Raw genomic sequence first — 24,043 nt, forward strand, 5'->3', positions numbered from 1 at the left:
ACGGGTACTGCGAACAGTCAGAAGCCGCCCGTGTAGGTGTAGTCCTCTTCCGGCGGCTTGTTGTCCTCGATGCTTTCGGGGGTCTCCACCCAGGGCTGGCTAGTACCGCGCCAGTCATCGGGGGTCCTGGTGAAGACGTGCTTGGTACCGTCCGAATTCGTCACCGTCTGGGTGCCACTGCCGTCCTTGTTCAGGTCGGTCGTGGTGGTGTCCACCTTGCCGTCAGTGTCGGTGCTGCTGGAACTGCTGTGCGAGCCGTTCGGCTTGCCGTCCGCGTCGACATGGATCTGGGTGTCGTTGTGCACGGTGCTGCCGTCGGGGTAGGTGGAGTCGGTGACGATGTGGTTGCGGTTGTCGCCGTACGTCGTCGTCGAGGTGTACGTCTTGCCGTCGTAGGTGACGGTGGTCTCCTCCTTGATGACGTTGCCCTTGTCATCGAGGGTGAGGTGGGTGTGGATGTTGCCCCGGTCCGTGACGATGGTCTGGTCCAGCGGCGCCTGGCCGGGATCGGTGGCCGAGCAGAATTCGGGCTGTTTGTCCCCGACGCACTCGTCCAGGTGGGACTGCTTGTGGTCCCACTGGTCCTTGTTCCGCTGCCAGTTCGAGAGCGCCAGGCTGCTGTTCGTCGCGTTCATGCCCTGGGCGATCTCGGCGTCGAACTGCAGGAACGCCTCGCCGACCGAGCCGAACGAGTCGCCCAGCTTGGTCAGGCCGTCCTTGGCCTTGCCCATCGTGTACGACGCGTTGGAGTGCAGCGTGTAGACGGCGTAGGAGATGTCGCTGCTGCCCAGGATGGAGTCGTCGGTGCCGTCGCCCAGGTTCTGGAAGACCTCGTTGTCCATCGACGGGATCAACTCGTCGGCCAGCTGATGCAGATCGCGCTTGGCGTCGTTCAGCAGGTTGTAGTTCATCTTCAGTTTGTCCGGCACCGGGCACCTCCGCTGTCCAAACGGTTCCACCCAGTCCACGTGGCGGCCCGCGATCGGGTTCAGAAATAGTTTTCGGCCCGGATCTGAACCTCGGAGCGCTCTCAGGCGTGGACTTTCCGGAGGGACCAGTGTCGGCGTGAGGGAGGGTTCGGATGCCGCGGCCAGGTGACTGGGATGCGATCGGTCTGGGGGGCGACCCCACGCCGGGCGACCCCGAGAAGATCAAGGCGCTGGCGGACGGCTTCCAGAAGATGGGCGGCAAGGCGCGGGAGATCATCACCGCGATCGAGGCCGTGATGAACAAGAACGACGACTCCGTGTTCGTCGGTGACACCGCCGACGCGCTCCGCGGCAAGGTGGACGGCCGGCTGCGCGGGCACGTCGAGAGCGTCGCCTCCGCCTTCGAGTCGTCGGCCACCGCGCTGCGCGAGTGGAGCGCGGTGGTGGTCGAGCAGCAGTCGAAGGCCGATGCCGCGCTGAACGCCGGCCGGGGGCTGGCCGAGGACGACCCGGACCGGGAGACCCACAAGAACACCGCCAAGTCGGCCGGTGACTACCAGTCCGAGCAGGCGTCCAGCTACGCCGGCCGGATCAACGGTGTCTCGGACATCAAGATGCCGATCTCGGACTGCGAGGTGTTCTGGGAGGCGTTCAAGTGGCTGGCGATCATCCTGATCATCCCGGCGCTGATCTTCGGCGGCCCGATCGCGCTGATCGCGCTGGGCGTGAACCTGGCCCTGTTCATCAAGACCATCGTCGACGTCGCCAAGGGTGACGCGAGCTTCCTGGACCTGTTCCTGGCCGGTCTCGGCCTGATCGCGCCGACCACCAAGGCGCTGCCGATCTTCAGCATCGTGAAGGCGATCGGCAAGGGCATCGGCGCGGGCGTGAAGGGCATCGCCCAGACCTTCAAGAACGTCTTCAGCAAGGACTTCCTGTTCAACGGCCTGCTGGCCGGGCTGAAGAGCATGCCGATGCTGGCCAACATCGCGATCAAGGAGACCGGCCTCTTCGTCGTCAAGAACATCCGGAACTTCCCGATCAACGCCGCGAACTTCGGCAACAACTTCGGCAAGATCGCGCTGAACGGGATCAAGAACCTCGGTACCGGCTTCGCCAACCTGCCGTCGACCCTGTTCCGCGGGCTGGCGAACGTCGGCAAGGGCTTCGCCAACGGCCTCGGGACCACCTTCAAGTTCGTCCAGGCGCACTTCGGCAACCTGCAGTGGACCCGGATCTTCCTGCCGGTGGCCGCGGACGAGATCCGCGCCTTCCGGCTGGCCGGGATGACGGACTTCGGCGCCTTCACCCAGGCCCTGAAGGTCGGCGTGATCGGCCGTGGCCTCCAGGGCAAGAACGTCTTCGGGATGCCGATGACGAGCGCGATCGGCAAGTCGATCGCCGGGATCCCGATCGAGACCACCGGCGGCGCGCTCGGCGGCAAGACCAACTTCCTGCACACGATGATGAACCCGCCCGAGATGATCCCGCTCAACATCAAGGGCCTCGGTGAGGTGTCCGGCGCCGGGTTCAACGCGGGGCACGTGAGCATCGCCATCGACGACATCCCGACCGGCAACTTCGCCCCGGTCAGGGGCGGCGACCTGGGCGTCAGCGTGCACACCCCGACCGTCACCACGCCGACCGGCATCCACATCCCGGCCAACGCGGGCACGAACATGCCGGTCGTCCCCAGCAGCTCGATCATCCCGTCGGCCCACGTCGGCGCCCCGCAGATGCCGTCCAACGTCGTCGCGAACCTGACCCAGCCCGCCGTCGGTACGCCGGTGCTGCCGATCCACGTCGCCACCGGCGCGACCCCGCCCTCGGTGCACGTGAACACAAACCTGGGCGCCAACGGCGTCGTCGCCAACATCCCGTCGCCGCACGTCGGCACCCCGGAGTTCGGCAACTCGCTGCACATGAACAACGTGAACGTGCAGTCGCCCGGCCTGAACAACATCGGCTCGCTGCACGTCCCGACCCCGAACGCGAACTCGGCCGGCCTGAGCGACCTGGCCGGCTCCGCGATCCGCAACAACGCCCCCACCGTCTCGCCGCACTTCGGTACGTCGATCGGCGAAGGCGCGGCCCACGGCTTCCAGACCAACCACTTCAAGCTCAGCATCGACGAGGTCCTCAACGCCCCGAGCCCGGCGAACTTCAACGGCCTGCACGCGCTGAACCCGCCGGCCGTCGACCGGATCAACGCCGCCCTCGACCTGGTGCACAACCCCGGCGCGACGACCCAGGGCGTCACCCCGCCGTCGATCCACACCGCCAAGCCGGCCGGTACCGACGTCAACGTCAACGTCCACCTGAACGGCGGCGCCGACTTCAAGCCCCCTGCGCCCGTGACGATCAAGGTCGACAACCCCGGCCTGGCCGGCGCTCAGAACGCCCCGACCGTCCCGTCGGTGAACGTCCAGCCGATCAACCTGCCGAGCCGCGCCGCCGACCTGCACATCCAGCCGGCCACCGCGCACAACGCCGGCCAAGGCACGACGCTGCCGAGTACGAACCTCCCGGGCAACGTCGGCGTACCGGGCCACGGCCTGGACGCCAAGGCCGCGATGCCCGAGACCCAACTCGTCCCGCTGCACCCGCAGCCCGCGCCGGCAGTACACAGCAACCCGGGCGTCAACACCCCCGGCTTCAACGGCTTCGACAACGCAGCCCTGCACAACCCGGGTATGCACAACCCCGGCGGCGTGCACGACCCCGGCTACTCGCTGGCCAAGGGCGCCGACATCGGCAACTCGGGCCACGGCACGAACACGATCGCGAGCCGCTCCGAGATCCAGCTGCACGGCCTGACCGACCGCCCCGGCGCCTACGTCAAGATCGAGCGGACCGAAGGGGGGATGAGCAGCTACAACCTGTACGGCGGCGGCCCCGACGGCCGGATGGACGTACTTGCTCAAGGCAACCTTCGGTTCACCGACACGGCGACCGGCCAGACCACCCGGTTCGACAGCGGCGGCATCGTGATCGACCAGGGCCTGCGGCTGACCAAGACCGACGGCGTACTGCGGCCGACCGACCAGATCGTCGTCACCAAGGGCGGCGAGTTCCGGGCCACCAGCCTGGCCGGCGACGTGATGCCGGACCTCAAGATCAGCAAGCTCGACAACGGCGGCGTCCAGCTGATCGACGAGAAGGGCCTGACGTTCCACTACAACGCCCAGGGCAAGCTGGAGAACCAGCCGCTGAGCGCCGCCTGGGACAAGGATCTGGCCGCCAAGGCCGGCGTGTTCCGCCAGCCCGGCGACACCGACGCGATGGTCAACGCGAAGATGGCCGACTTCGGCCAGGTCCAGCGGGCCCAGTCGCACTTCGACAACGCGCTCGACAACGTCGCGGTGCACGGCGAGCGGCTGGACGGGCCGTCGACCGGACCGGCGGTCGGCGACCAGGTGCACATCGACCTGCGGGCGGCCGAGAACGATCTGGCCAACGCCAAGGCGAGCTTCGAGGGCAAGCACGGGCTCAGCGTCGACAACCTGCAGCAGCAGCTCGACAAGCTGACGATCGACTCGCTCAAAGAGCGGCCACGGCTGCTCGGCGGGGTCAGCCGCAGCTTCGACCTGCCGAACGGCAACGGGATGAAGTTCGAGCTGAACGGCACCCAGATCAGCTTCACCGGACCGAAGGCCGACGCGTTCAGCAGCACGCTGAACGGCAGGACGCTGACCATCACGGAGACCGGTGGGGCGGGCCAGGCCGCGCACACCTGGACGTACTCGCTCGGCTTCGGTGGCCGGGCGAACCAGATCGGCGAGTCGTTCCCGCTGAACGGCGGCCTGTTCGACGGTCAGCCGATCAACCTGCAGGGCGCGATGGGCCAGTTCGACAAGGCGCTGGTGACCGATCTGCGCGGCAACCACCTGCCGGTGAAGTTCACCGACGACGGGCTGATCGTGCCGTCGCCGCAGGGCCCGCTGGTGTACGACAAGGCCGGCAGCTTCCACGGGCTCGGACCGTCGACCGGGCACGACCTGCCCAAGCCGGCCCCGCCGAGCCACCTGACCGGCGATGACCTGATCCGCTGGAACGCGCAGGCCGACATCTCCCGGACGCACCTCACGGTGGCGGCCGGGGACAACGACCTCAACCTGTTCATGAAGGGCGTCGCGGGCGGCTCGTACACCTCGAAGAAGGGCTTCGACGGGTACGTCAACCCGTCGGCGCTGCGCGACGGCAGCCTGGTCGGCAAGGTGCACAACTTCGAGAACTTCGCCAAGGAGCTGGCCTTCAAGGGCCCCGAGGACAACCTCACCGTGTACCGCGGGGTGTCGATGGACCCGGCCAGCGCGCAGGCCGGCAAGTTCACCGAGCGGCTGCCGATCTCCACCTCGAACACGATGAAGTTCCAGGACGAGTGGGCCAAGAACGGCGTCAACACCAACCGGGTCGTCTTCGAGATCGACGTACCGGCCGGGCACAGCAAGCTGTCGATGGCCTACCCGGACGGCTACCAAGCAGTGAAGGGCGACGCGCCGGAGATCAACGCCAGCCAGTTCGAGGTGACGCTGTCGCCGACGACGCTGGTCCGGACCGGCCCGAACCGGACGCTGGACAACGGGATGACGGTCATCCCGGTCAAGGCCGAGCAGATCCCGCCGTCGATGTACGAGTCGGTGATCACCGCCAAGTGGCCGGGGCTGTCCTCGGAGACCGCGTTCGGCGACTTCGTGAAGTCCTTCGAGCTCAACGCCCTCAAGCAGTTCCCGGACCTGGAGAACGTCACCTCGAAGGCGGTCCAGAGCACCGACGGGCTGACCCACACCGTCACGGTCAGCAAGCCGGGCTTCGAGGGCCACGACCTGACCATCACCGTGATGCGCGACCCGAAGGCCGACTCGGTCCGGGTCACCATCGCCTCCGACGGTGCGAACAAGTTCGACCAGACCTGGAGCAAGACCGACTTCAGCAACATCGCCACCGACCTGCGCGGCGGCGTCCTGCACAACAACGAGAAGTTCAGCAGCTTCCCGAAGCCGTGGGCCTGGGAGAAGGCGACGCCGTTCCGCGCCGACGGGCTCAGCGAGGCCCAGGTCCTGCAGCGGATGGACGACTGGGCCGGGGTCGAGAAGGCGCAGATCGAGCTCGACTCGATCAAGCGGGACTTCGGGCCGCAGACCGGCCGAGTCGACGGCTCGTCGAACGCGCCGTCCGTCGGCGACCAGGCGAAGCTGGAGATCCACCTCGCCGAGCAGCAGCTGGCCGAGGCGAAGGCCACCTTCACCCAGCTGCACAACCTGGACGCGAACGCGACGGCCGACTGGCTGGCCGCGCTCAAGCAGTCCGACCTCAAGCTCAACCCCGGCCTGCTGGGCGCCAGCGGCCGACCGGGCCGGGGCATCGACCTGCCGGGCGCGGATGGCGTACAACTCGTCCGCGACGGCCGGAACTTCAAGCTGGCCGGAGACAGCGCGGATCAGTTCCAGCTGCAGACCGGTGCCGATGGCAACATGCTGATCCAGAAGCTCGGCGACGGTGGCGACGTCCTGCATTCGTGGACGATGCGGCCGGGCTTCCGGCCGAGTGTGATCGCCGAGACGCTGACGCTCGGCGACGGGCCGCTGGCGGGCAAGTTCCTCGACCTGCAAGGGACCGCGGGCAAGCTCGACGGGGTCATCGACGACGTCCGCGGCGGTATGCCGGTCAAGGCGGAAGGCGACGGTATCGTCGTCGCCGCACCGGGTGGCGTGTTCAGGTACGACCGCGACGGCTTCTTCCAGGGCCCGGGCGCGCATCCGGGCAACGACCTCGGTACGCCGGTACCACCCCCGCACCTGAGCGGTGAGGACGCGACCCGCTGGACCGCGCAGGCCGACCTCTCCCGCACGCATCTCGGCGAAGCGATGACGAACAAGCCGGTCGAGAACCTGATGAAGGACGTCGCCGGCGGCAGCTTCACCTCCAAGAAGGGCTACGGCGGCTTCGTCAACCCGACGGCGCTCGAGGACGGCACGCTGCTCGGCAAGATGCAGAACTTCCACACCGTCACCCAGGACCTGCTCACCAAGGGCCCGGCCGACAACATCACCCTGTACCGCGGGGTGTCGATGGATCCCGCCGCGGCGAAGGCGAACGAGTTCACCGAGCGGCTGCCGATCTCCACGTCGAGCTCGGTGAAGTTCCAGGACGAGTGGGCCAAGAACGGTGTCAACAGCAACCGGGTCGTCTTCGAGATCGACGTACCGCCCGCGCACAACAAGCTGTCGATGTCGTACCCGGAGGGGTACAAGCCGGGCGCCGGCGAGGCGAAGGCGTGGAACCAGGACCAGTTCGAGGTGACGCTGGCGCCGACCACGTTCGTCCGGACCGGGCCGAACCGGACGCTGGACAACGGGATCACGGTGATCCCGGTCAAGGCCGAGATGATCCCACCGTCGGCGTACAACGACGTGATCAACCAGAAGTGGGGTGGGCTGGACTCCGCGACGGCGTTCAACGACTTCGCCAAGTCGTTCGAGCTCACCGCGCTGCGGCAGTTCCCCGACCTGGAGAGCGTGACCTCGAAGTCGGTACTCAGCGGCGACGGGATGATCAACAAGATCACCGTCAGCAAGCCGGGCTTCGAGGGCCACGACATGCACATCACGGTGACCCGCGACGTCGACGCCGACTCGGTCCGGGTGACTGTCGACGTGGACGGCGCGACCAAGTTCGACAAGAACTGGAGCGGGCAGCAGTTCTCCAACCTGGCAACGGATCTGCGCGGCGGCGTACTGCACAACAACGAGCAGTTCACCAACCTGCCGCAGCCGGCTGTCTGGAAGGCGGGCGACGAGCTGGGCGGTTCGGTGCACCTCGACGTCAAGGGCAAGGGCAAAGCCCTCGGCCTGGAAGACGCCTGGGCGAAGGACCTGGCCAACAAGATGGACGTCTTCCGGCGTCCCGGTGACAGCGACGCGATCGTCACCTCCAGGATGGAGGACTTCCGGCAGGTCCAGCAGGCCCAGCTCAACGTCAAGCACGCGACGGCCGACCTGGCCGAGCACGGGCACCGGTTCGACGGAACCTCTACCGATCTGCCGGTCGGCATCCAGATGCGGATCCAGCTCGGCCAGGCCGAGGCGGACCTGAAGTCGGTCACCACCTCCTTCCAGGCCAAGCACGGCATGCAAGTGGACACTCTCAACCAGCAGCTCGACGACCTGCTGCAGACCTCGCTGAAGGAACGGCCCGGCCTGCGGGCCGGTGCGCCGAGCCAGTTCCCGGTGCCTGAGGGCGGGGCGATGTTCAAGCTCGACGGCTCGTCGGTCTCCTTCACCGGAGCGAAGGCGGACGCGTTCGAGGGCGTTCTGGACGGCCGGGCGCTGAAGATCATCGAGACGAACGCCGACGGGGCCGTCGTCCGGACGCTGGACTACGAGCTCAACGCGCGGAACTGGCCGATCCTGAAGTCCGACGAGCTGACCCTCAACGGCGGCGATCTCAGCGGCCAGAAGCTGCACACCGGGATCGACACCGGCCGGCCGTCCGGCGGTTCGGTGATCGATGTCCATGGCAACGAAATGCCGGTCCGGTACTACCAGGACAACTTCCAGATCCCGTCCTCGAGCGGCGCGATGGTCTACGACCGCGGCGGAAACTTCCTGCATGTCGACTCGGGTCTGAACTCCAAGATGGGCGAGGCGATCCCGCCGGCCCACCTGACCAGCGAGACCGACGTCGCGCACTGGAAGGCGCAGGCGGACCTCTCCCGCACGCACCTGACCGCCGCCGCGAAGTACGACCATGTCAGCGACATGATGACGAAGATCCGCGAGGGCGCCTTCACGTCGAAGAAGGGCTTCGACGGGTACATCGATCCCGCGGTGCTGAGCAAGAACCTGACCAACGACGTGCACACCTTCAACGAGGTGGCCAAGGACGTCCTCTTCGACGGGCCGGTCGCGGAGACCAGGGTGTACCGCGGGGTGGCGATGGACGCGGCCAGCGCGGACGCCAAGGTGTTCACCGAGCGGCTGCCGTTGTCGACGTCGAGCAACTGGGACTTCCAGAAGACCTGGGCCAAGGACGCCGACCTGAGCAAGCGGGTCGTGTTCCAGATCGACGTACCGCCGGGCCACGGCAAGCTCTCGATGTCGTACCCCGAGGGCTACCGGCCGGGTGCCGGTGAGGCGAAGGCGTGGAACCAGGGGCAGTTCGAGGTGACCTTGTCGCCGGCCTTCCTGGAGCGGACCGGGGACAACTTCATGAAGGACGGGATGACGGTCATCCCGGTCCGCGCGAAGCAGATCCCGGACGGCCAGCTCGACGGCCTGATCAGCCAGAAGTGGCCGGGGATGTCGTCGGAGTCGGCGTTCCGCGACTTCACCCGCGGCCTGGACCAGGCGAACCTGCAGAAGTTCCCGGGCATGGCCGACGTCACCTCGACATCGAAGACGACCGACGGCCTGATCCACGAGATCGTCGTGAGCAAGCCGGGTGCGGCCGGGCACGACCTGACCATCAAGGTCACCCGGGACGTGGATGCCGACTCGGTCCGCGTCACCGCGACGGCCGACGGCAAGACGAGCTTCGACCACACCTGGAGCCAGCAGCAGTTCACCAACATCGCGACCGACCTGAAGGCCGGCACGCTGCACGACAACGACCTGTTCGTCAGCATGTCGAAGCCGGCCCAGTGGAACAAGCAGCCGTTCAGCCCGCAGTGGGACGCCGATCTGGCGGCCCGGGCGGACGTGTTCCGCAAGGCAGGTGACAGCGACGCCCTGGTCGACGCCAAGATGGAGGACTTCTCCCGGTTCCAGCAGAGCGAGCTGAACCTCAAGCACGCCGTGGAGAACGTCGAGCTGCACGGCGCCCGGCCGGACGGACCGTCGACCGGCGGGATCTCGGTCGGCGACCAGGTGCGGATGGATCTGGACGCGGCCCAGGCCGATCTGGACACCGCGAAGATCGGCTTCAAGCGCAAGTACGAGATGGACCCCGACCAGCTGAAGACCGACCTGGGCGGCGTGGTGAAGCGGCCGAGAGGGCCCGGCGCCGGCCGGTCGTTCGAAGTACCGGGCGGTGGGGTCTCGTACCAGGTCGAGAACGGCACGGTTCAGTTCACCGGCACCCGGGCGGGCGAGTTCACCGGTTCGGTGAACGGCCGCGAGATCACCGTCACGCAGCTCGGTGCCAACGGCGAGACGCTGTCGACCTGGACCTTCCGGCAGGGCTTCGGCCGGCCGAACCTGACCGGTCAGACCATCCACCTGGCCGATGGTCCGCTGGGCGGGGAGGTCGCCAACCTCAAGGGCCTGATGGGCCAGCTGGACGGGACGCTCGGCGATGGTGGCGTCTGGCCGATGAAGGTGGTCGGCGACGAGCTGTTCGTGGCGACGCCGGGCGGACCGGTGCGCTACGGCCGCGACGGCGTCTTCCACGGTCCTGCGCCGACCAGTACCTCGCACCTGCCCGCGCCGAACCTGCCGGCCAACCTGCACGGCGACCCGGTCCGCTGGACCAACCAGGTCGACCTGTCGCGCACGCATCTCGCCGCGGCCGCCGAGAACAAGGCCGTCGAGAACCTGATGAAGGACGTGATGGGCGGCTCCTTCACCTCCAAGCGCGGCTTCGAGGGGTACGTGAACCCGCTCGCGCTCGAGGACGGCACGCTGGTCGGCAAGGTGCAGACCTTCTCCGACGTCACCCGCGACCTGTTGCTCAAGGGCGGCGACCGCGACATCACTCTGTACCGCGGTGTCTCGATGGACCCGGCCAGCGCCAAGGCGAACGAGTTCGTCGACCGGCTGCCCAGCTCGACCTCGAACAACATCAAGTTCCAGGAGGAGTGGGCGAAGAACGGCGTCGCGAGCAACCGGTTCGTCTTCGAGATCGACGTACCGGCCGGCCACGGCAAGCTGTCGATGTCCTACCCGCCCGGCTACCAGGCCGGCCTGGACGAGGCACGCGCCTGGAACCAGAGCCAGTGGGAGGTCACCCTCGCCCCGACGACGCTGGTCCGGACCGGCCCGAACCGGCTCGAGAACGGGATGACGATCATCCCGGTCAAGGCCGAGGCGATCGCGCCGTCGGCGTACAGCGACCTGATCAACGCCAAGTGGCCGGGGATGAAGTCGGGCGATGCGTTCACCGACTTCGCGAAGTCGTTCGAGCGCGACAACCTGCGCAAGTTCACCGGCCTCGAGGACATCACCACGACGACGGTCAAGAGCGGCGACCGCCTCACCATCACCGGGACCAAGCCGGGCTTCGAGGGCGAGCTGAAGATCACCGTACTCCGGGACGCCGAGGCCGACTCGGTTCGTGTGACGGTGGCCGCCGACGGGACGACCACGTTCGACCAGACCTGGAGCAAGACCGACTTCAAGCACCTCGCCACCGACCTGCGGGGCAACGTGCTGCACAACAACGACCTCTTCGCCGGCCGGATGGAACCCACGTCGTGGAAGGGCACCCCGGCGGCCAAGCAGACGATGGAGCAGGTCTGGAACGCCGATTCGGCGGCCCGGCTCGACGTCTTCCGCCGGGCCGGTGACACCGAGGCGGATCTGACCGTGCGGGTCGACGACTTCACCACGGTGCAGAAGGCCCAGCACGAGTACCGCGCCGCGCTGGCGAAGTACGACGAACTGACCGGGCGTGCCGACGGCTCGTCGCGTGGACCGGCGCTCGGCGACCAGGCGCGGATCGACCTGCAGACCGCTCAGCACAATCTCGATCTCGCGAAGAACGCGTTCGACGCCAAGCACGGTGTGCAGTTCGACGGACTGCAGCAGCAGTTGGACGACTTGTTGTCGGCCTCGATCGCGGACCGGCCCCGCCTGGTCGGTGGGATGCGGGAGACCACCACCGGAGCGGGCGGAAGCGTCCGGCACAACCCGATGGGTGGTGGGCCGGTCAAGACCCACAGCCTGCCGGCCGACGTGCAGATCCGGGTTTCGGGCGGTCAGGCGGAGATCGTCGGCGGGGTGCACTCGTCGGTTCAGATGCACCAGACCGGCAACGTGCTGACCGTCACCAAGGCCGGGCCGGACGGCTTCACGCCGGCGCACTCCTGGGAGTACCGGGTCATGCGCAACGGCTCGCTCACCCTCACCGGTGAGTCGGTCCAGCTGACCCACGGCAACTTCGCCGGCAAGTGGCTGGAGATGGGCGAGGACGGCTTCACCGGCAACATCTACGCGGGCACGTTCGACGACGGAATCGGCGGGAACTGGCCGGTCAAGGCCAACGGCGACTCGATCACGATCGCCGGGCCGCAGGGCGCGCTGAGCTTCGACCGGTCGACCGGCGCCTTCCGCCAGCTGGAACAGGGCTTGACGGCCAATGCGCCCGCTCCGGTGGTACCGGCGCACCTCGGCGATCCGAATGCTGCCGCGCGCTGGACCGGCTCCGTCGATCTGTCCCGGACCCACCTCGCGGCCGCGGCCACGGACGCCAACGTGCTGAAGCTGATGGAGGACGTCCGCGACGGCGCCTTCACCTCGCACCGCGGGTACGGCGGCTATGTCGACCTCTCGATGACCAACGCGGACGCCCTGGTCGAGAAGGTCGACGACTTCGTCCGTACGACCACCGATCTCGCCTTCCACGGACCGAACGCCCGGGTCACCCTGTACCGCGGGATGTCGCTCGATCCGCTGGCGGCGCAGGCGGACAACTTCGTCGAGCGGCTGCCCTCGTCGACGTCGAACGGGATGGAGTTCCAGCACACCTGGGCGCAGAACGGCACCAAGGCCAACCGGGTCGTGTTCGAGATCGACGTACCGGCCGATCACGCCAAGCTGGCCTCGGCGTACCCGCCGCACTTCCAGCCTGGTGCGGCCGACGCGCCGCCGGTGAACCCGAACCAGTTCGAGGTCACGCTAGCCCCGACGACCCTCGTCCGTACCGGTCCGAACAGGGTCGAGGACGGGCTGACGATCATCCCGGTCCGGGCCGAGCAGCTGCCGCAGGGTGTGTACGACGACCTGATCCACCAGGAATGGCCGGGCTTCACGTCGCAGCAGGCGTTCGACGACTTCGGTCGCGCGTTCTCGGCCGACGGGCTGCGGAAGTTCCAGGGCATGACGGATGTGACGGCGACCTCGACGGTCAGCCACGACGGCCTGGTCAACACGATCAAGGTGAGCAAGCCGAACAGTGCCGACGACCTGACCATCACGATCACCCACAACGCCGGCCGCGACACGGTCACGGTGGAGGGCCGGTTCAACGGGGTCCGGTTCTTCGGCAACTCGTGGAGCGGTTCGGAGTACCTGCACTTCGCCACCGATCTGAAGGCAGGCGTGCTGCACAACAGCGACGTCTTCGCCGGCAAGATCGACCCGCTGAGCTGGCGCCAGGCGGCGACGCAGGTCAGCCAGACGTGGACCAGCGACATGGCTGCCCGGGCGAACCTGTTCCGGCAGCTGGGCGATTCCGACGCTCTGGTGCTGACCCGGATGGACGACTTCCAGGCGGTTCAGAAGACGTACGACGACTTCGCCGCCGCGGCGAGGTACGGCGACGAGAACGGCGCCAACTCGGCGAGCACCTCTAATGGGCTGTCGATCGGCGACCGGGCGCAGTTCGACCTGCATGCCGCCCAGGAGAAGTTCGTACTGGCCAAGCAGACCTTCGAGGCCCAGCACCCCGGGCTGTCGGCCGACGGGCTGCTGCAAGGGCTCGACGACCTGCGGATCGCGTCGGTCAACGAGCGCCCGCGCGGCGTGGGTGCCGGTGGTTACTGGTCGAAGCCGGAAGCCAACACGACCGGCTACCACGTGGTCGAGGGCAACCGGACGATCCACTACGACAGCGGCGGCACGCTCACCGAGGTGCACTTCAGCCTGAACGGAACCACCGACCGCTTCGTCGCCCGCGATGCCGATGGGCTGCATGTCCTCGGTGACGGCGCCGAGAACTTCGCGGTCCGCGGGCTCGACGACGGCGGCTTCCGGATCTACGACGCAGACGGTCTCATGCAGCGGTACGGACCTGACGGCGTGCACCTGGGCGATGGCGTTTCCGTTGTCAATGGCAACGGTCTCCGCGGCGACCGGTTCGTCGAGGTCGACGGGGTCGCCGGAGCGCGGCTGGTCGATCTGCAGGGCGCCCATGTCCCAGGGACGACGGTCGATCTGCTGCCGGACGGCGGCTTCCGCCTCAACGGTGCGCAGGGCAACAGCGCGCGGTTCGGCGTGGATGGCGTAGTCATCGCGGACGGCCTGCGGCTCACCGATCCGCAGGGCCTGCACCCCTCGCTGTTCACCGAGCCGAACGGGACCGGTGGCCTCCGCGTCGTGGACGTGAACGGCGCCCCGGTCCCGCACACGACCGCCACTCGGTTGGGCAACGGCCAGCTGATGGTCGTCGACACCAACCTCGGGGACATCAGGTACTTCGGTAACGGCGGCCTGCTGGAGGGCACCGGCGTACGGGTCGCGCACGCCGACTTCCCGGGACAGGTCTTCCTGTACCGCGGTACGGACGGCTCGCTGTCCTTCATCGACGACCTCGGCGCGAGGTTGCCGCATCAGGTGGATGTCCTGCCGGGCGGCGGTTTCCGGCTCACCGATCCGGCCAACGGGATCGCCCGGACCTTCGACGACGCGGGCGGCGCGATCGACCGGCGGATCCCGCTGCACCAGCCGGGAGTCCAGCCGGGCCAGCAACTGATCGTCGTCCACGATGTCCACGGAAACGTGAGCATCCGGACCGGCGCTGACGCACCTGGCCCGGGCACCGTCGAGCTGACCGGGAACGGCGGCTACCGCGCGGTCGATGGCGGCAGCTACCACGTGTACGACGCCAACGGCGCCCACCAGGCGCGCGGAGTGGTCGTCACCGTCGGCGGTGAGAACGGCTTCCTCGAGATCGGCGCGCACAACGCCCAGCGGCTGGACGACCTGTACCAGCCGATGCCGACCCACCAGGTCGCCTTCAACGCCGGTACCGGCGAGATCACCGTCACCCGGGCCGGCGGCCACGACGTGTTCGACATGCAGGGTGTGCTCGTCCGGGAGGTCACCGATATCGACGGGCTGGGCGCCAACCGGCTCGGCGGCACGGTCGCCCGGGACCAGAACGGCGTGGTCACCTTCGTCGACAACACCGGTACGGCGATGCCCAACCGGTACCACGCGACAGTCGATGCCCAAGGCAACGTCCGGGTCGAGATCCGGCTGAACGGCAGCCCGCGCAACGGCGAGTACCACGTGTACAGCCGGGCCGGAAACCTTACCGAACAAGGCTTCCCGGTGCTCAACAACGGGCAGGCCACGCCGTTCCGGTACGTCGTCGATCGCGCCAACAACACCTGGACGCGGACCGGTGGGACCAGGGCGGACGGTGTCTTCCAGCACGGCAAGATGGAGGTGACCGGGGTCGGCAACGGGCAGATCAAGCTGATCAGCTCGTCGGCCAAGGAGGTCCAGGTCTTCGAGCGCCGGTGGCTGCCGGGCGGGGAGCTCATGGACAGCTTCCGCAAGACCGACACGCTCGGCTTCGGCAACTTCAACCGGCGGACCACGTGGGCGACGTACGACAACGCCGGCGGCGTGAGCAACTGGGGCAAGCGGGAGTTCGACACCAGCGGCAACTCGTGGATGGACGTCGACCACAACGGCCGGTCGGTGCACCACTACCAGCAGGGCCTGCAGAAGTACGACAACCCGATCGCCGACGAGATCGGCCCGATGGGCAAGGCGGAGAAGGAGATCACCGGCCACGTCCTGGCCACCCGGGGCGCCGACGGCAACTGGACCTGGAACCGGTTCGACGCCGACGGCGGCCTGATCGGGTCGGGTCAACGGACCTGGGAGAAGCTCGGCGACGGGTTCACCGACCGGGTCCGGCTGCCTGGGCAGACCACCGACGACATCGCCCAGCAGAAGTGGGGCACCTGGAACAGCACCGACCGCGCCAACCAGTACCAGGAGTTCAAGCTCGAGACCGGCGCGAACGGGCTGGAGCGGCCGGGCAGCTGGGAGATCCAGGGCAAGGCCGGCAAGCCGGTCGGCAGCGGGACGAAGCTGCCCAACGACAACATCCTCAGCGCCCACCGGGTCGGCGAGCAGCGGCCGCCGGTCTGGTTCCGCGACTACATCCAGCGCAACCCGGTGCCGGAAGGCAACGTGTCGCACGTCGCGAACGACGGGCGGTACCAGCTCTACCGCTGGGAGACGACCGGCGCGAACAACCCGGGCCACGGCGTCCGGTACGTCGCGGGCGACGAGTCCTTCGTCGACGTCGGGCTCGACGGCCGGTTCGTCCGGTTCGAGGGCAAGCTGCACGACGGATCGAAGCTCAAGGTCGGCGACCAGGTCGAGGGGCTGACCGACGCGCACCCGAACCCGAACGGCGGCGCGGTCACGGCCTGGGAGAACGACGGCACCAAGGGCTGGCGGATCTTCGACAACACCAACAACAGCTGGCAGGACTTCAAGCCGTCGATGGGCCCGCACCAGCCGGGTCAGGGACCGGACTGGATCCTGGTGCGGCAGAGCCGTCCCGGTGGCGAGGTCCGCGAGTTCCCGGAGGCGGGCAACAACCACATCTGGGTGCAGCGCGACGCGCACGGCAACCTGGTCGGATCGTCGCACCAGATTCCGCCGTACGGCCACAACCCGCCGACCCGCTACATCGAGGCGACCGGACCGGCCGACGGGCCGCGCTGGACCTGGAAGGAACTGGACCTGAACGGCCGGGAGACCGGAGTGGGCGGCGAACGCTTCCACTTCAAGGGCTCCCGCGACGAGTCGATCAGCTGGGACAACTCGTTCCGCGACTTCGATGCCCGCGGCAACCTGGTCCGCGACCGGCACATGCTGGACGAGGGCCGGTACGTCGAGTCCTGGAAGTCGGGCAACAACAACTGGCACAGCGCCGAGTTCGACAAGCTCGGTCAGCGGGTCGATGGCGCGATGACGTTCGACCGGCGCTGGGGCACCGGCGACGGCCGCTGGTCGAACCAGTGGAACGCGCAGTCGACGCATTTCCGAGACGTCACCCCGAACGGCGCCGCGCGCCCGCAGGAGGTCCGGTTCGAGACGCCGCAACACATCGGCGACGGCCGCCCGGTCCGGGTCCGCGAGTACCACGTGGACGCGAACGGCCAGTCCGACCTGGCGCAGTGGAAGGAGTTCGACATCGACAAGATCGTCCGGGAACGGGCGGCGTCGGGGGCGAACTACCTGGAGACCGACAAGCTGCACGGCCAGTGGAAGATCTGGGGCCAGGACGGCCGGGTGATCGGCGAGCGGTCCGACACCGGCCTGGTCTTCGAGCTGCGCGACAACCGGCTGGTGCTGACCGGCAACGAGTTCGACTTCCGCGGCTCGATGACCGAGTTCCGCGGCTGGAACGCGCGGATCGGCGACGCCCAGCGGCAGCCGTGGCACCTGCAGTCGAACTGGACCTTCGACCCGAAGAGCCTGCAGGCGGGCGGCAACCCGCTCCGGATGGAGTCCAACTACGTCTCGTACAGCCGGCTGCTGACCCAGAAGATGCTGCTCACCGCCGGCACCGAGTTCATGCTCGACTACGCCGCCAGCCTGATCATCATGGCGATCATCGCCGACGCGCAGAACAAGCCGTTCAGCGGCACGGACGCGCTCAAGGCGCTGATGAACGCGGCGGTCGGCACGACGTTGCGCACGGTGGCCGGTACGGCGCTGACCGAGACCCGTCTCGGCGGTGGGCTGCGGGATCTGAAGCAGACGATGGGCAACCTCGACGGCGGCAAGCTGGCGACCAATCGGCCGAACAACAACAGCGCCCAGTGGGGTGTCGAGTGGGCCGGCAACACCAGCGCGACCAAATGGCGCGGCGGCACCTTCGACTACGGCTTCGGCATGCTGATGCTGCCGCTCACCGGGTTCGTGAACGGCACGATGAACGCGGCGATCTTCGGTGTCCCCGGCAAGGACGGCAAGACGCACACCGTGGGTGGCTGGCAGGCGCTGGCCGAAGGCGGCATGTCGGTCGCGACCGGCTACGCGATCGCCAACAGCATCGGCATGCTGCGCACGATCGGGATGGGCTTCAGCGCCGGGCGGTTCTTCCAGAAGGGCGGCATCGCCGACATGGCGACCGGCTTCGGGCTGAAGTTCTTCGAGAAGGGGATGGCGTCGCTGCTCGCCCCGGCCCTGCGGGCGTCGATGAACCCCGAGTGGTCGCGGCCGAATCCGCAGCCGCTGATCCTGCCGCCCAGTGTTACCGTGCCCCAGAACCAGCCACAGCCGCAGGTGACCAGCGGCGGCGTGATCCTGCCTCCGGGCGTCCAGGTGCCGCAGCCGCAGCCACTGCCCCAGCCGTCCGCCAGCCAGACCGGAACGCCGTGATCGGGCGCGAATCGATGGAGAGCCGTTGACGACGAGGTATGTCGCCCCGAAGGGTGGCCGTGGGACGTTCCGCCGGATCTCTGACGCGGTCAAGGCCGCCAGCCCCGGTGACGCCGTCGTGGTCGCGCCCGGCAGCTACACCGAGCACTTGGTCCTCGACCGCTCGGTGGTGATCCTCGCCGAGCAAGGGCAGGGCACCGTCGACGTGGTCGGCGTCGCGGGCAGTGGTCAGCCGGCGATCGTGGTCGAAGGGCTCGAGTGCGCGCTGCGCGGCCTGTACGTCCGGGCAGCCGACGACAGCGAGACACCGACCATCGGGGTCGCCGGCGGGGCCGGGCTGCTGATCGAGGACTGTGTCGTCACCGGCAGCCGGATCCATGCCCGAGGCAACGAAGCGGGCCAGGGCTCGGACCTCACCGGGTACGGCGTGACCTCAGTGCTCGTCCGCCGGTCCAAGCTCGGCAGCGGCCGGCTGGCCGCGATGCACCTGTCCGGCCGGGTCCGCGCGCAGGTCGAGGACTCCACGATCGAGAAGATCGACGGCATCGGCATCGTCTTGTCCGGCGGCGCCTACCTGGAGGCGAACCGGCTCCGGATGAGCGACACCGTGGGCTACGGCTTCCGGTTGCGCGGCGACAGCCGGGTCAAGCTCACCGACTCTGTACTACGCCAGACGGGCATGGCCGGCCTCTTGCTCGAGGACGCCTCGACCGCCCAGTTGACGGAGCTGTCGATCGACAAGGCCGGGGCGGCTGCGATCCACGCGGCCGGGTCGGCTCGGGTCGAGTTGGTGGACTGCCGGTTGCGGGACACGCAGGCGAGCGGGCTAGTCATCCAGGATCAGGCCCACGTGACGGCCAGGGGTTGTGCCGTGTCCGACTCGGGGGCCAATGGGCTGCTGATTTCCGATGGGGCTCAGGCGACGATGACTGACTGCCGGGTCGACAGGTCGAAGTACAGCGCGTTCCATCTGACCGGCGCGGCTTCCGTGAAGCTCGTCGACAGTTTGATCCGCGGTGGCGCTGAGCACGGGGTCCATGCGACCGGTACGTCGAAGGTCGAGCTGGACGCGTGTGGCATCGCCGACATCGGGCTGACCGCGTTGTCGGTGGTCGACGAGGCGACGGTGAGGGCCGAGGACTGCCGGATCACCGGCGGGACGATCGGCGTGCATCTGGAGTCGACGGCGGCGACCAGCCTCGAGACGTGTTCGGTGGCCGGGACGACGGGGACCGGGATCGAGTTGTCGGGATCTGGGTATGTCCAGCTGGACGCAGTACGGGTGAGTCGGACGAAGGCGGCCGGAATCGTCATCGGGACCGGCGCGACGGCGGAGATCACCGGCAGCACGATCGAGAAGTGCGACGGGTCGGGGCTGGTGGTGTGGTCCGGGGTCACGCCGACCGTGACCGGGTTGCGGGTCGTCGGGGTGGCCAAGAACGGGATCTACATCGCCGAGAAGGCCGCCGGGTCGTACACGGATTGCGATGTGGTCGATACGAAGTACCCGGCTCTCCATCTCAGCAACGGCTCCACGCCGGTACTACGGCACGTCCGGATCCGTGATTGCGACGGGGCGATCGGGCAGGACGACGGCGCGAAGCCGGTCTTCGAGGACTGCACGGTCGACGGCGTACCGATGACCCCGGCTCCTGCTGCGGCGTCGGCTGGTACAGGTGCGACTCCGCCGGTGCCGGTCGGGCCGGTGGGCACGCTGGACGAGAGCATGCCGCCCGAGGACGAGAAGCTCGAGGACGTACTGGCTGAGCTCGAGGAGCAGATCGGGCTCGGGCGGGTCAAGCGGGACGTCCAGTCGATGGTGAACCTCATGCAGGCGGTCCGGATGCGGCAGGAGGCCGGGCTGCCGGCGCCGCCACTGAGCCGGCACCTGGTGTTCGCCGGGAACCCGGGAACGGGCAAGACGACGGTCGCGCGGCTCTACGGACGGGTGCTGAAGGCGCTCGGCCTGCTGCGCAAGGGGCATCTGGTCGAAGTGGACCGGACGGCGTTGGTCGGTGAGTACGTCGGTCATACCGGTCCGAAGACGCAGGCCGCGGTCAACCAGGCGCTCGGTGGGGTGCTGTTCATCGACGAGGCGTACTCGCTGGCGCCGATCGGGATCGGCAACGACTTCGGCGCCGAGGCGATCGCGACGCTGGTCAAGATGATGGAGGACCATCGCGAGGACCTGGTCGTGATCGTGGCCGGGTACGTGAACGACATGGGCCGCTTCATCGGGTCGAACCCGGGGTTGTCGTCGCGATTCACCCGGACGCTGCTGTTCGACGACTACACGCCGGCCGAACTGGTCGACATCTTCGAGTACCACGCGCGAGAGCATCAGTACGAGCTGTCCGTCGATGCCCGGCAGGCGTTGTCGGAGATGTTCCAGGTACTACCGCGCGGCGAAGGCTTTGGCAACGGCCGCTCGGCACGGCAGATTTTCCAGCAAATGACCGAACGCCAGGCCTACCGCCTGGCCACGCTCACCGCCCCGACACCGGACCAGCTGGTATCGCTGGAGGCCGCCGACCTGCCGATCGACTACACGGCGAACTCCTGAGAGAAGTACTTGCGCGCGGAGGGTGGTTCGGGACGACACTGGAGCCACCGGAACCGGAGGGGGAGGTTGCGACTCATGTCTGCAGCACGGAGATCGGCGGCTCTGGTCGCCCTTGTGACAGCATTCGTCCTGCTGCTCACCAGCAGCCCGGCATCGGCTGCCGAGAGTGAGCACCGACCTGGTGAACGCTTCTACCTCTCGCTGGGTGACTCGCTGGCCTTCGGCTTCCAGCGGTTCAAGGTCGGGCAGCCGGCTGAGGCATTCAACACCGGGTACGCCGATCTGCTGGCTGCCCGTCTCCGGCACGGGCAGCGGCGGCCGACCCTGGTGAACTACGGTTGCCCGGGCGAATCGACCACCACCTTCGCGACCGGGCAGTGCCCGTGGGCCGGGGCAGGTCTCCCGCTCCACGATGTGTTCACCGGGTCGCAGCAGGCGGCCGCACTGCGCTTCCTCCGGGACCATCGGGGCAAGGTCGATCTGGTCACGCTGTCCCTGTGGGGGAACGACGCCAACGAGTTCATTGCCTCCTGCAACGGAAACGTGCAGTGCATCCTGGACGGCGCGCCGGCAGCGATCGCAGGTATCGCGGCGAACCTGTCCGGCATCCTGCAGCAGCTTCACCGGGCCGCGCCGGATGCGCGAATCGTGGTGCTCGGCGCCTTCGACGGCAACGTCGGCGCGTTCCCGCTCACCCACCCGATCATCCGGCAGCTCAACGTCGCGATGGCGGCCGCCGCGGCCGAACATCGAGCCCGGTTCGCGGACCCGATGCCGATCTTCAACCCCGAGGGCGATACCGGTGCCGCGCTCTGCACCCTGACCCTGCTCTGCCGCGACGGCGACCTGCACCCGTCGGACGCGGGCTATCGAGCCCTGGCCGACTTGCTGGGCACGTAAAGGCCCTCCCTTTTTCTTTACTGCGCTACGCCGTAGAGGCGGTCACCCGCGTCGCCCAGGCCCGGGACGATGTAGCCCTTCTCGTTCAAGTGCGAGTCCATGCCTGCGATGACGAGGGTGCAGGGGATGTGGAGGTCGGCGAGTTCGCGCTCGATCCGCTCGACGCCCTCGGGGGCGGCCAGGATGCAGATCGCGGTGATGTGGTCGGCGCCGCGGTCGACCAGGAACCGGATCGCGGCGGACAGGGTGCCACCGGTGGCCAGCATCGGGTCGAGGACGTAGCACTGGCGCCCGTGCAGGTCCTCCGGCAGCCGTTCGGCGTACGTCGAGGCGTCGAGGGTCTCCTCGTTGCGGATCATCCCGAGGAAGCCGACCTCGGCCGTCGGGAGCAGCCGAGACATGCCCTCGAGCATGCCCAGCCCGGCGCGCAGGATCGGGACGACCAGCGGCTTCGGCGACGTCAGCTTGATGCCCTCGGCCTCGGCGACCGGCGTGGTGACGCTGATCGGGCCGGTCCGGACATCCCGCGTCGCTTCGTACGCGAGCAGCGTGACGAGCTCCTCGGTCAGCCGCCGGAAGGTCGGCGAATCCGTCCGCTCGTCCCGCAGGGTGGTGAGCTTGTGAGCGACGAGCGGGTGGTCCACGACGAGGATCTGCATGCCGCGAACGCTACCGTCGGCGATTCGCCACTGGAAACTCTGTGCCCTTTTAGGATGGAAAGGCAGTCGTTTTAGGTCAGTTGGCCCCGCCCCGGGCGCCTGTTCCGAATCGACCCTGGATGGTGCCGCCGTGCCCGAGACCACCGGCAAGACACCCGAACAGCTCGATCGGCTGCGCCGCCGCGCCGCCTTCCTCCGCGAACTCGACGAGGCCCGCGCCCTGCGCGCCCGGGTCGCTCCCCGCCGTACCCGCCTCCGCCAGATCCGCGCTGCCATGCGGCGCGCCACATATCACCACTGACCGCACCACTGACCGCACCGCTGCCGCTGCCGCTCCCGCTGCCGCTCCCGCGCTCCGCGGCCCGCCGCGCACGTCTCGCCGCATTTGAGGGGATAACTCCTCAAATGGTGGGTTGCCTGGCCGGAATCCGAGGGGGCAACCCACCGCGAGCGGGGTTAACCCCTCGAACAGGGCGGGTGGGGGATCTCGGGGAGGCACCGATTTGTTGTCGAGTGCGGGAATTGTCTCGTGCGGGGGACGTCAGTCTGCGACCATGCAAAGGTGTCTGATCCCACGGCTGGGCCGATGACCACCACCGAACTCGACTTCGCGGTCGCTGCCTACACCGAGGACGGGGAGTGGCTGGTCGCCCCACTGGTGCTGCGGGGTGAACCGGACCTGTCCGCGCTCGTCTCGGCGCTGCGCCGCTATCCCGGTGATCAGGGCGTGATCGGGATGATCTCGGTCGACGAGGACTTCTTCATCATCCTCCGGGTGGTCGGTGGCCGGGCCCGGCTGCTGATCTCCGACGTCACCGCCGCCACCGAGTGGCCGCTGGCCAAGCAGGTCGTCGACGAGCTCGACATCCCGCTGGCCGATGACGACGACGAGCAGGTACCGGCCGGTGACCTGGCGATCGTCGCCGACCTGGGGATGAGCGCGATGGACCTGGGCGCGCTGATCGACGACGTCGACCTCTACCCCGAGGAGATGCTCGAGGAGATCGCCGAGGTACTCGGTTTCGGCGACCGGTTCCACGAGGCGATCGAAGCCATTGGCTAACCCCGCGCACCGCGCCTACGCCCGGCTGATGGGGCTGGCGCTGGAAGAGGCCGAGAAGGCGCACGGCAGCGCCGACGTACCGATCGGCGCGATCGTCGTGGACGCCGACGCCCAGGTGATCGGCCGCGGCCACAACGAACGCGAACTGACCGGCGACCCCACTGCTCACGCGGAGGTACTGGCGATCCGCGAGGCGGCCCAGCACGTCGGCGAGTGGCGCCTCACCGGCTGCACCCTGGTCGTCACGCTGGAGCCCTGCACGATGTGCGCGGGCGCGATCGTGCTGTCCCGATTGGAGCGCTTGGTCTTCGCCGCATACGACGAAAAGGGGGGCGCCGTGGGCTCCCTCTGGGACGTCGTGAGGGACCGCAGACTGAACCACCGCCCCGAGGTGATCGGCGGCGTGATGGCCGACGAAGCGGGCGCGAGGCTACGCGATTTCTTCACAAGCCATAGGTCTTGATAGCCTCTTCGGCGGTGGCGTGTCCGAGCGGCCGAAGGAGCGCGCCTCGAAAGCGCGTGAAGGGTACCCCCCTTCCGAGGGTTCAAATCCCTCCGCCACCGCCAACCACCCCCGGGTGGTAGATACACCGAGGACCCTGATGCTGTGTGATGCGTCAGGGTCCTCGTTTTTT

Annotated in this window: 8 protein-coding genes and 1 tRNA gene; 7 read left to right on the plus strand and 2 right to left on the minus strand. The window is 68.1% G+C overall.

The genetic code is table 11. The features are described from left to right. Window positions 1-17: 17 nt before the first annotated feature. Entirely contained in the window at window positions 18-929 is a 912-nt protein-coding gene (locus OHA70_RS13665) for a hypothetical protein (RefSeq protein WP_328332323.1), read from the minus strand. Between the two features lie 152 nt (window positions 930-1,081). Between OHA70_RS13665 and OHA70_RS13670 the strand changes: the two genes are divergently transcribed. The 3 genes from OHA70_RS13670 (at window position 1,082) to OHA70_RS13680 (ending at window position 21,686) form a co-directional block, all read left to right on the plus strand. Continuing rightward, entirely contained in the window at window positions 1,082-18,223 is a 17,142-nt protein-coding gene (locus tag OHA70_RS13670) for a hypothetical protein (protein WP_328332325.1), read from the plus strand. 25 nt (window positions 18,224-18,248) lie between these two features. Continuing rightward, window positions 18,249-20,786 (plus strand): right-handed parallel beta-helix repeat-containing protein, encoded by a 2,538-nt coding sequence (locus OHA70_RS13675; RefSeq protein WP_328332327.1) that lies wholly within the window; start codon window positions 18,249-18,251, stop codon window positions 20,784-20,786. A 75-nt stretch (window positions 20,787-20,861) separates the two neighbouring features. Beyond that, on the plus strand, window positions 20,862-21,686 hold the full coding sequence (locus OHA70_RS13680) for an SGNH/GDSL hydrolase family protein (RefSeq protein ID WP_328332329.1): 825 nt from the start codon (window positions 20,862-20,864) through the stop codon (window positions 21,684-21,686). Between the two features lie 17 nt (window positions 21,687-21,703). Here OHA70_RS13680 and upp read toward each other — a convergent pair whose 3' ends face one another. Beyond that, entirely contained in the window at window positions 21,704-22,345 is a 642-nt protein-coding gene (gene upp / locus OHA70_RS13685) for a uracil phosphoribosyltransferase (protein ID WP_328332331.1), read from the minus strand. A 130-nt stretch (window positions 22,346-22,475) separates the two neighbouring features. Between upp and OHA70_RS13690 the strand changes: the two genes are divergently transcribed. The 4 genes from OHA70_RS13690 (at window position 22,476) to OHA70_RS13705 (ending at window position 23,975) form a co-directional block, all read left to right on the plus strand. Beyond that, window positions 22,476-22,646 carry a hypothetical protein gene (locus OHA70_RS13690; RefSeq protein WP_328332333.1) on the plus strand — a complete coding sequence of 57 codons (171 nt, stop codon included), beginning with the start codon at window positions 22,476-22,478 and terminating at the stop codon, window positions 22,644-22,646. 261 nt (window positions 22,647-22,907) lie between these two features. Next, a complete protein-coding gene (locus OHA70_RS13695) occupies window positions 22,908-23,408 on the plus strand; it encodes a tRNA adenosine deaminase-associated protein (protein WP_328332335.1) in 501 nt (166 codons plus the stop codon). 28 nt (window positions 23,409-23,436) lie between these two features. Continuing rightward, window positions 23,437-23,871, plus strand: coding sequence for a tRNA adenosine(34) deaminase TadA (gene tadA / locus OHA70_RS13700; RefSeq protein WP_328332337.1), 435 nt, complete (start codon window positions 23,437-23,439; stop codon window positions 23,869-23,871). 13 nt (window positions 23,872-23,884) lie between these two features. Further along, a tRNA-Ser gene (locus OHA70_RS13705) sits at window positions 23,885-23,975 on the plus strand. Window positions 23,976-24,043 lie beyond the last annotated feature (68 nt).

It is taken from the genome of Kribbella sp. NBC_00382 (assembly GCF_036067295.1).
Classification (GTDB): Bacteria; Actinomycetota; Actinomycetes; order Propionibacteriales; family Kribbellaceae; genus Kribbella.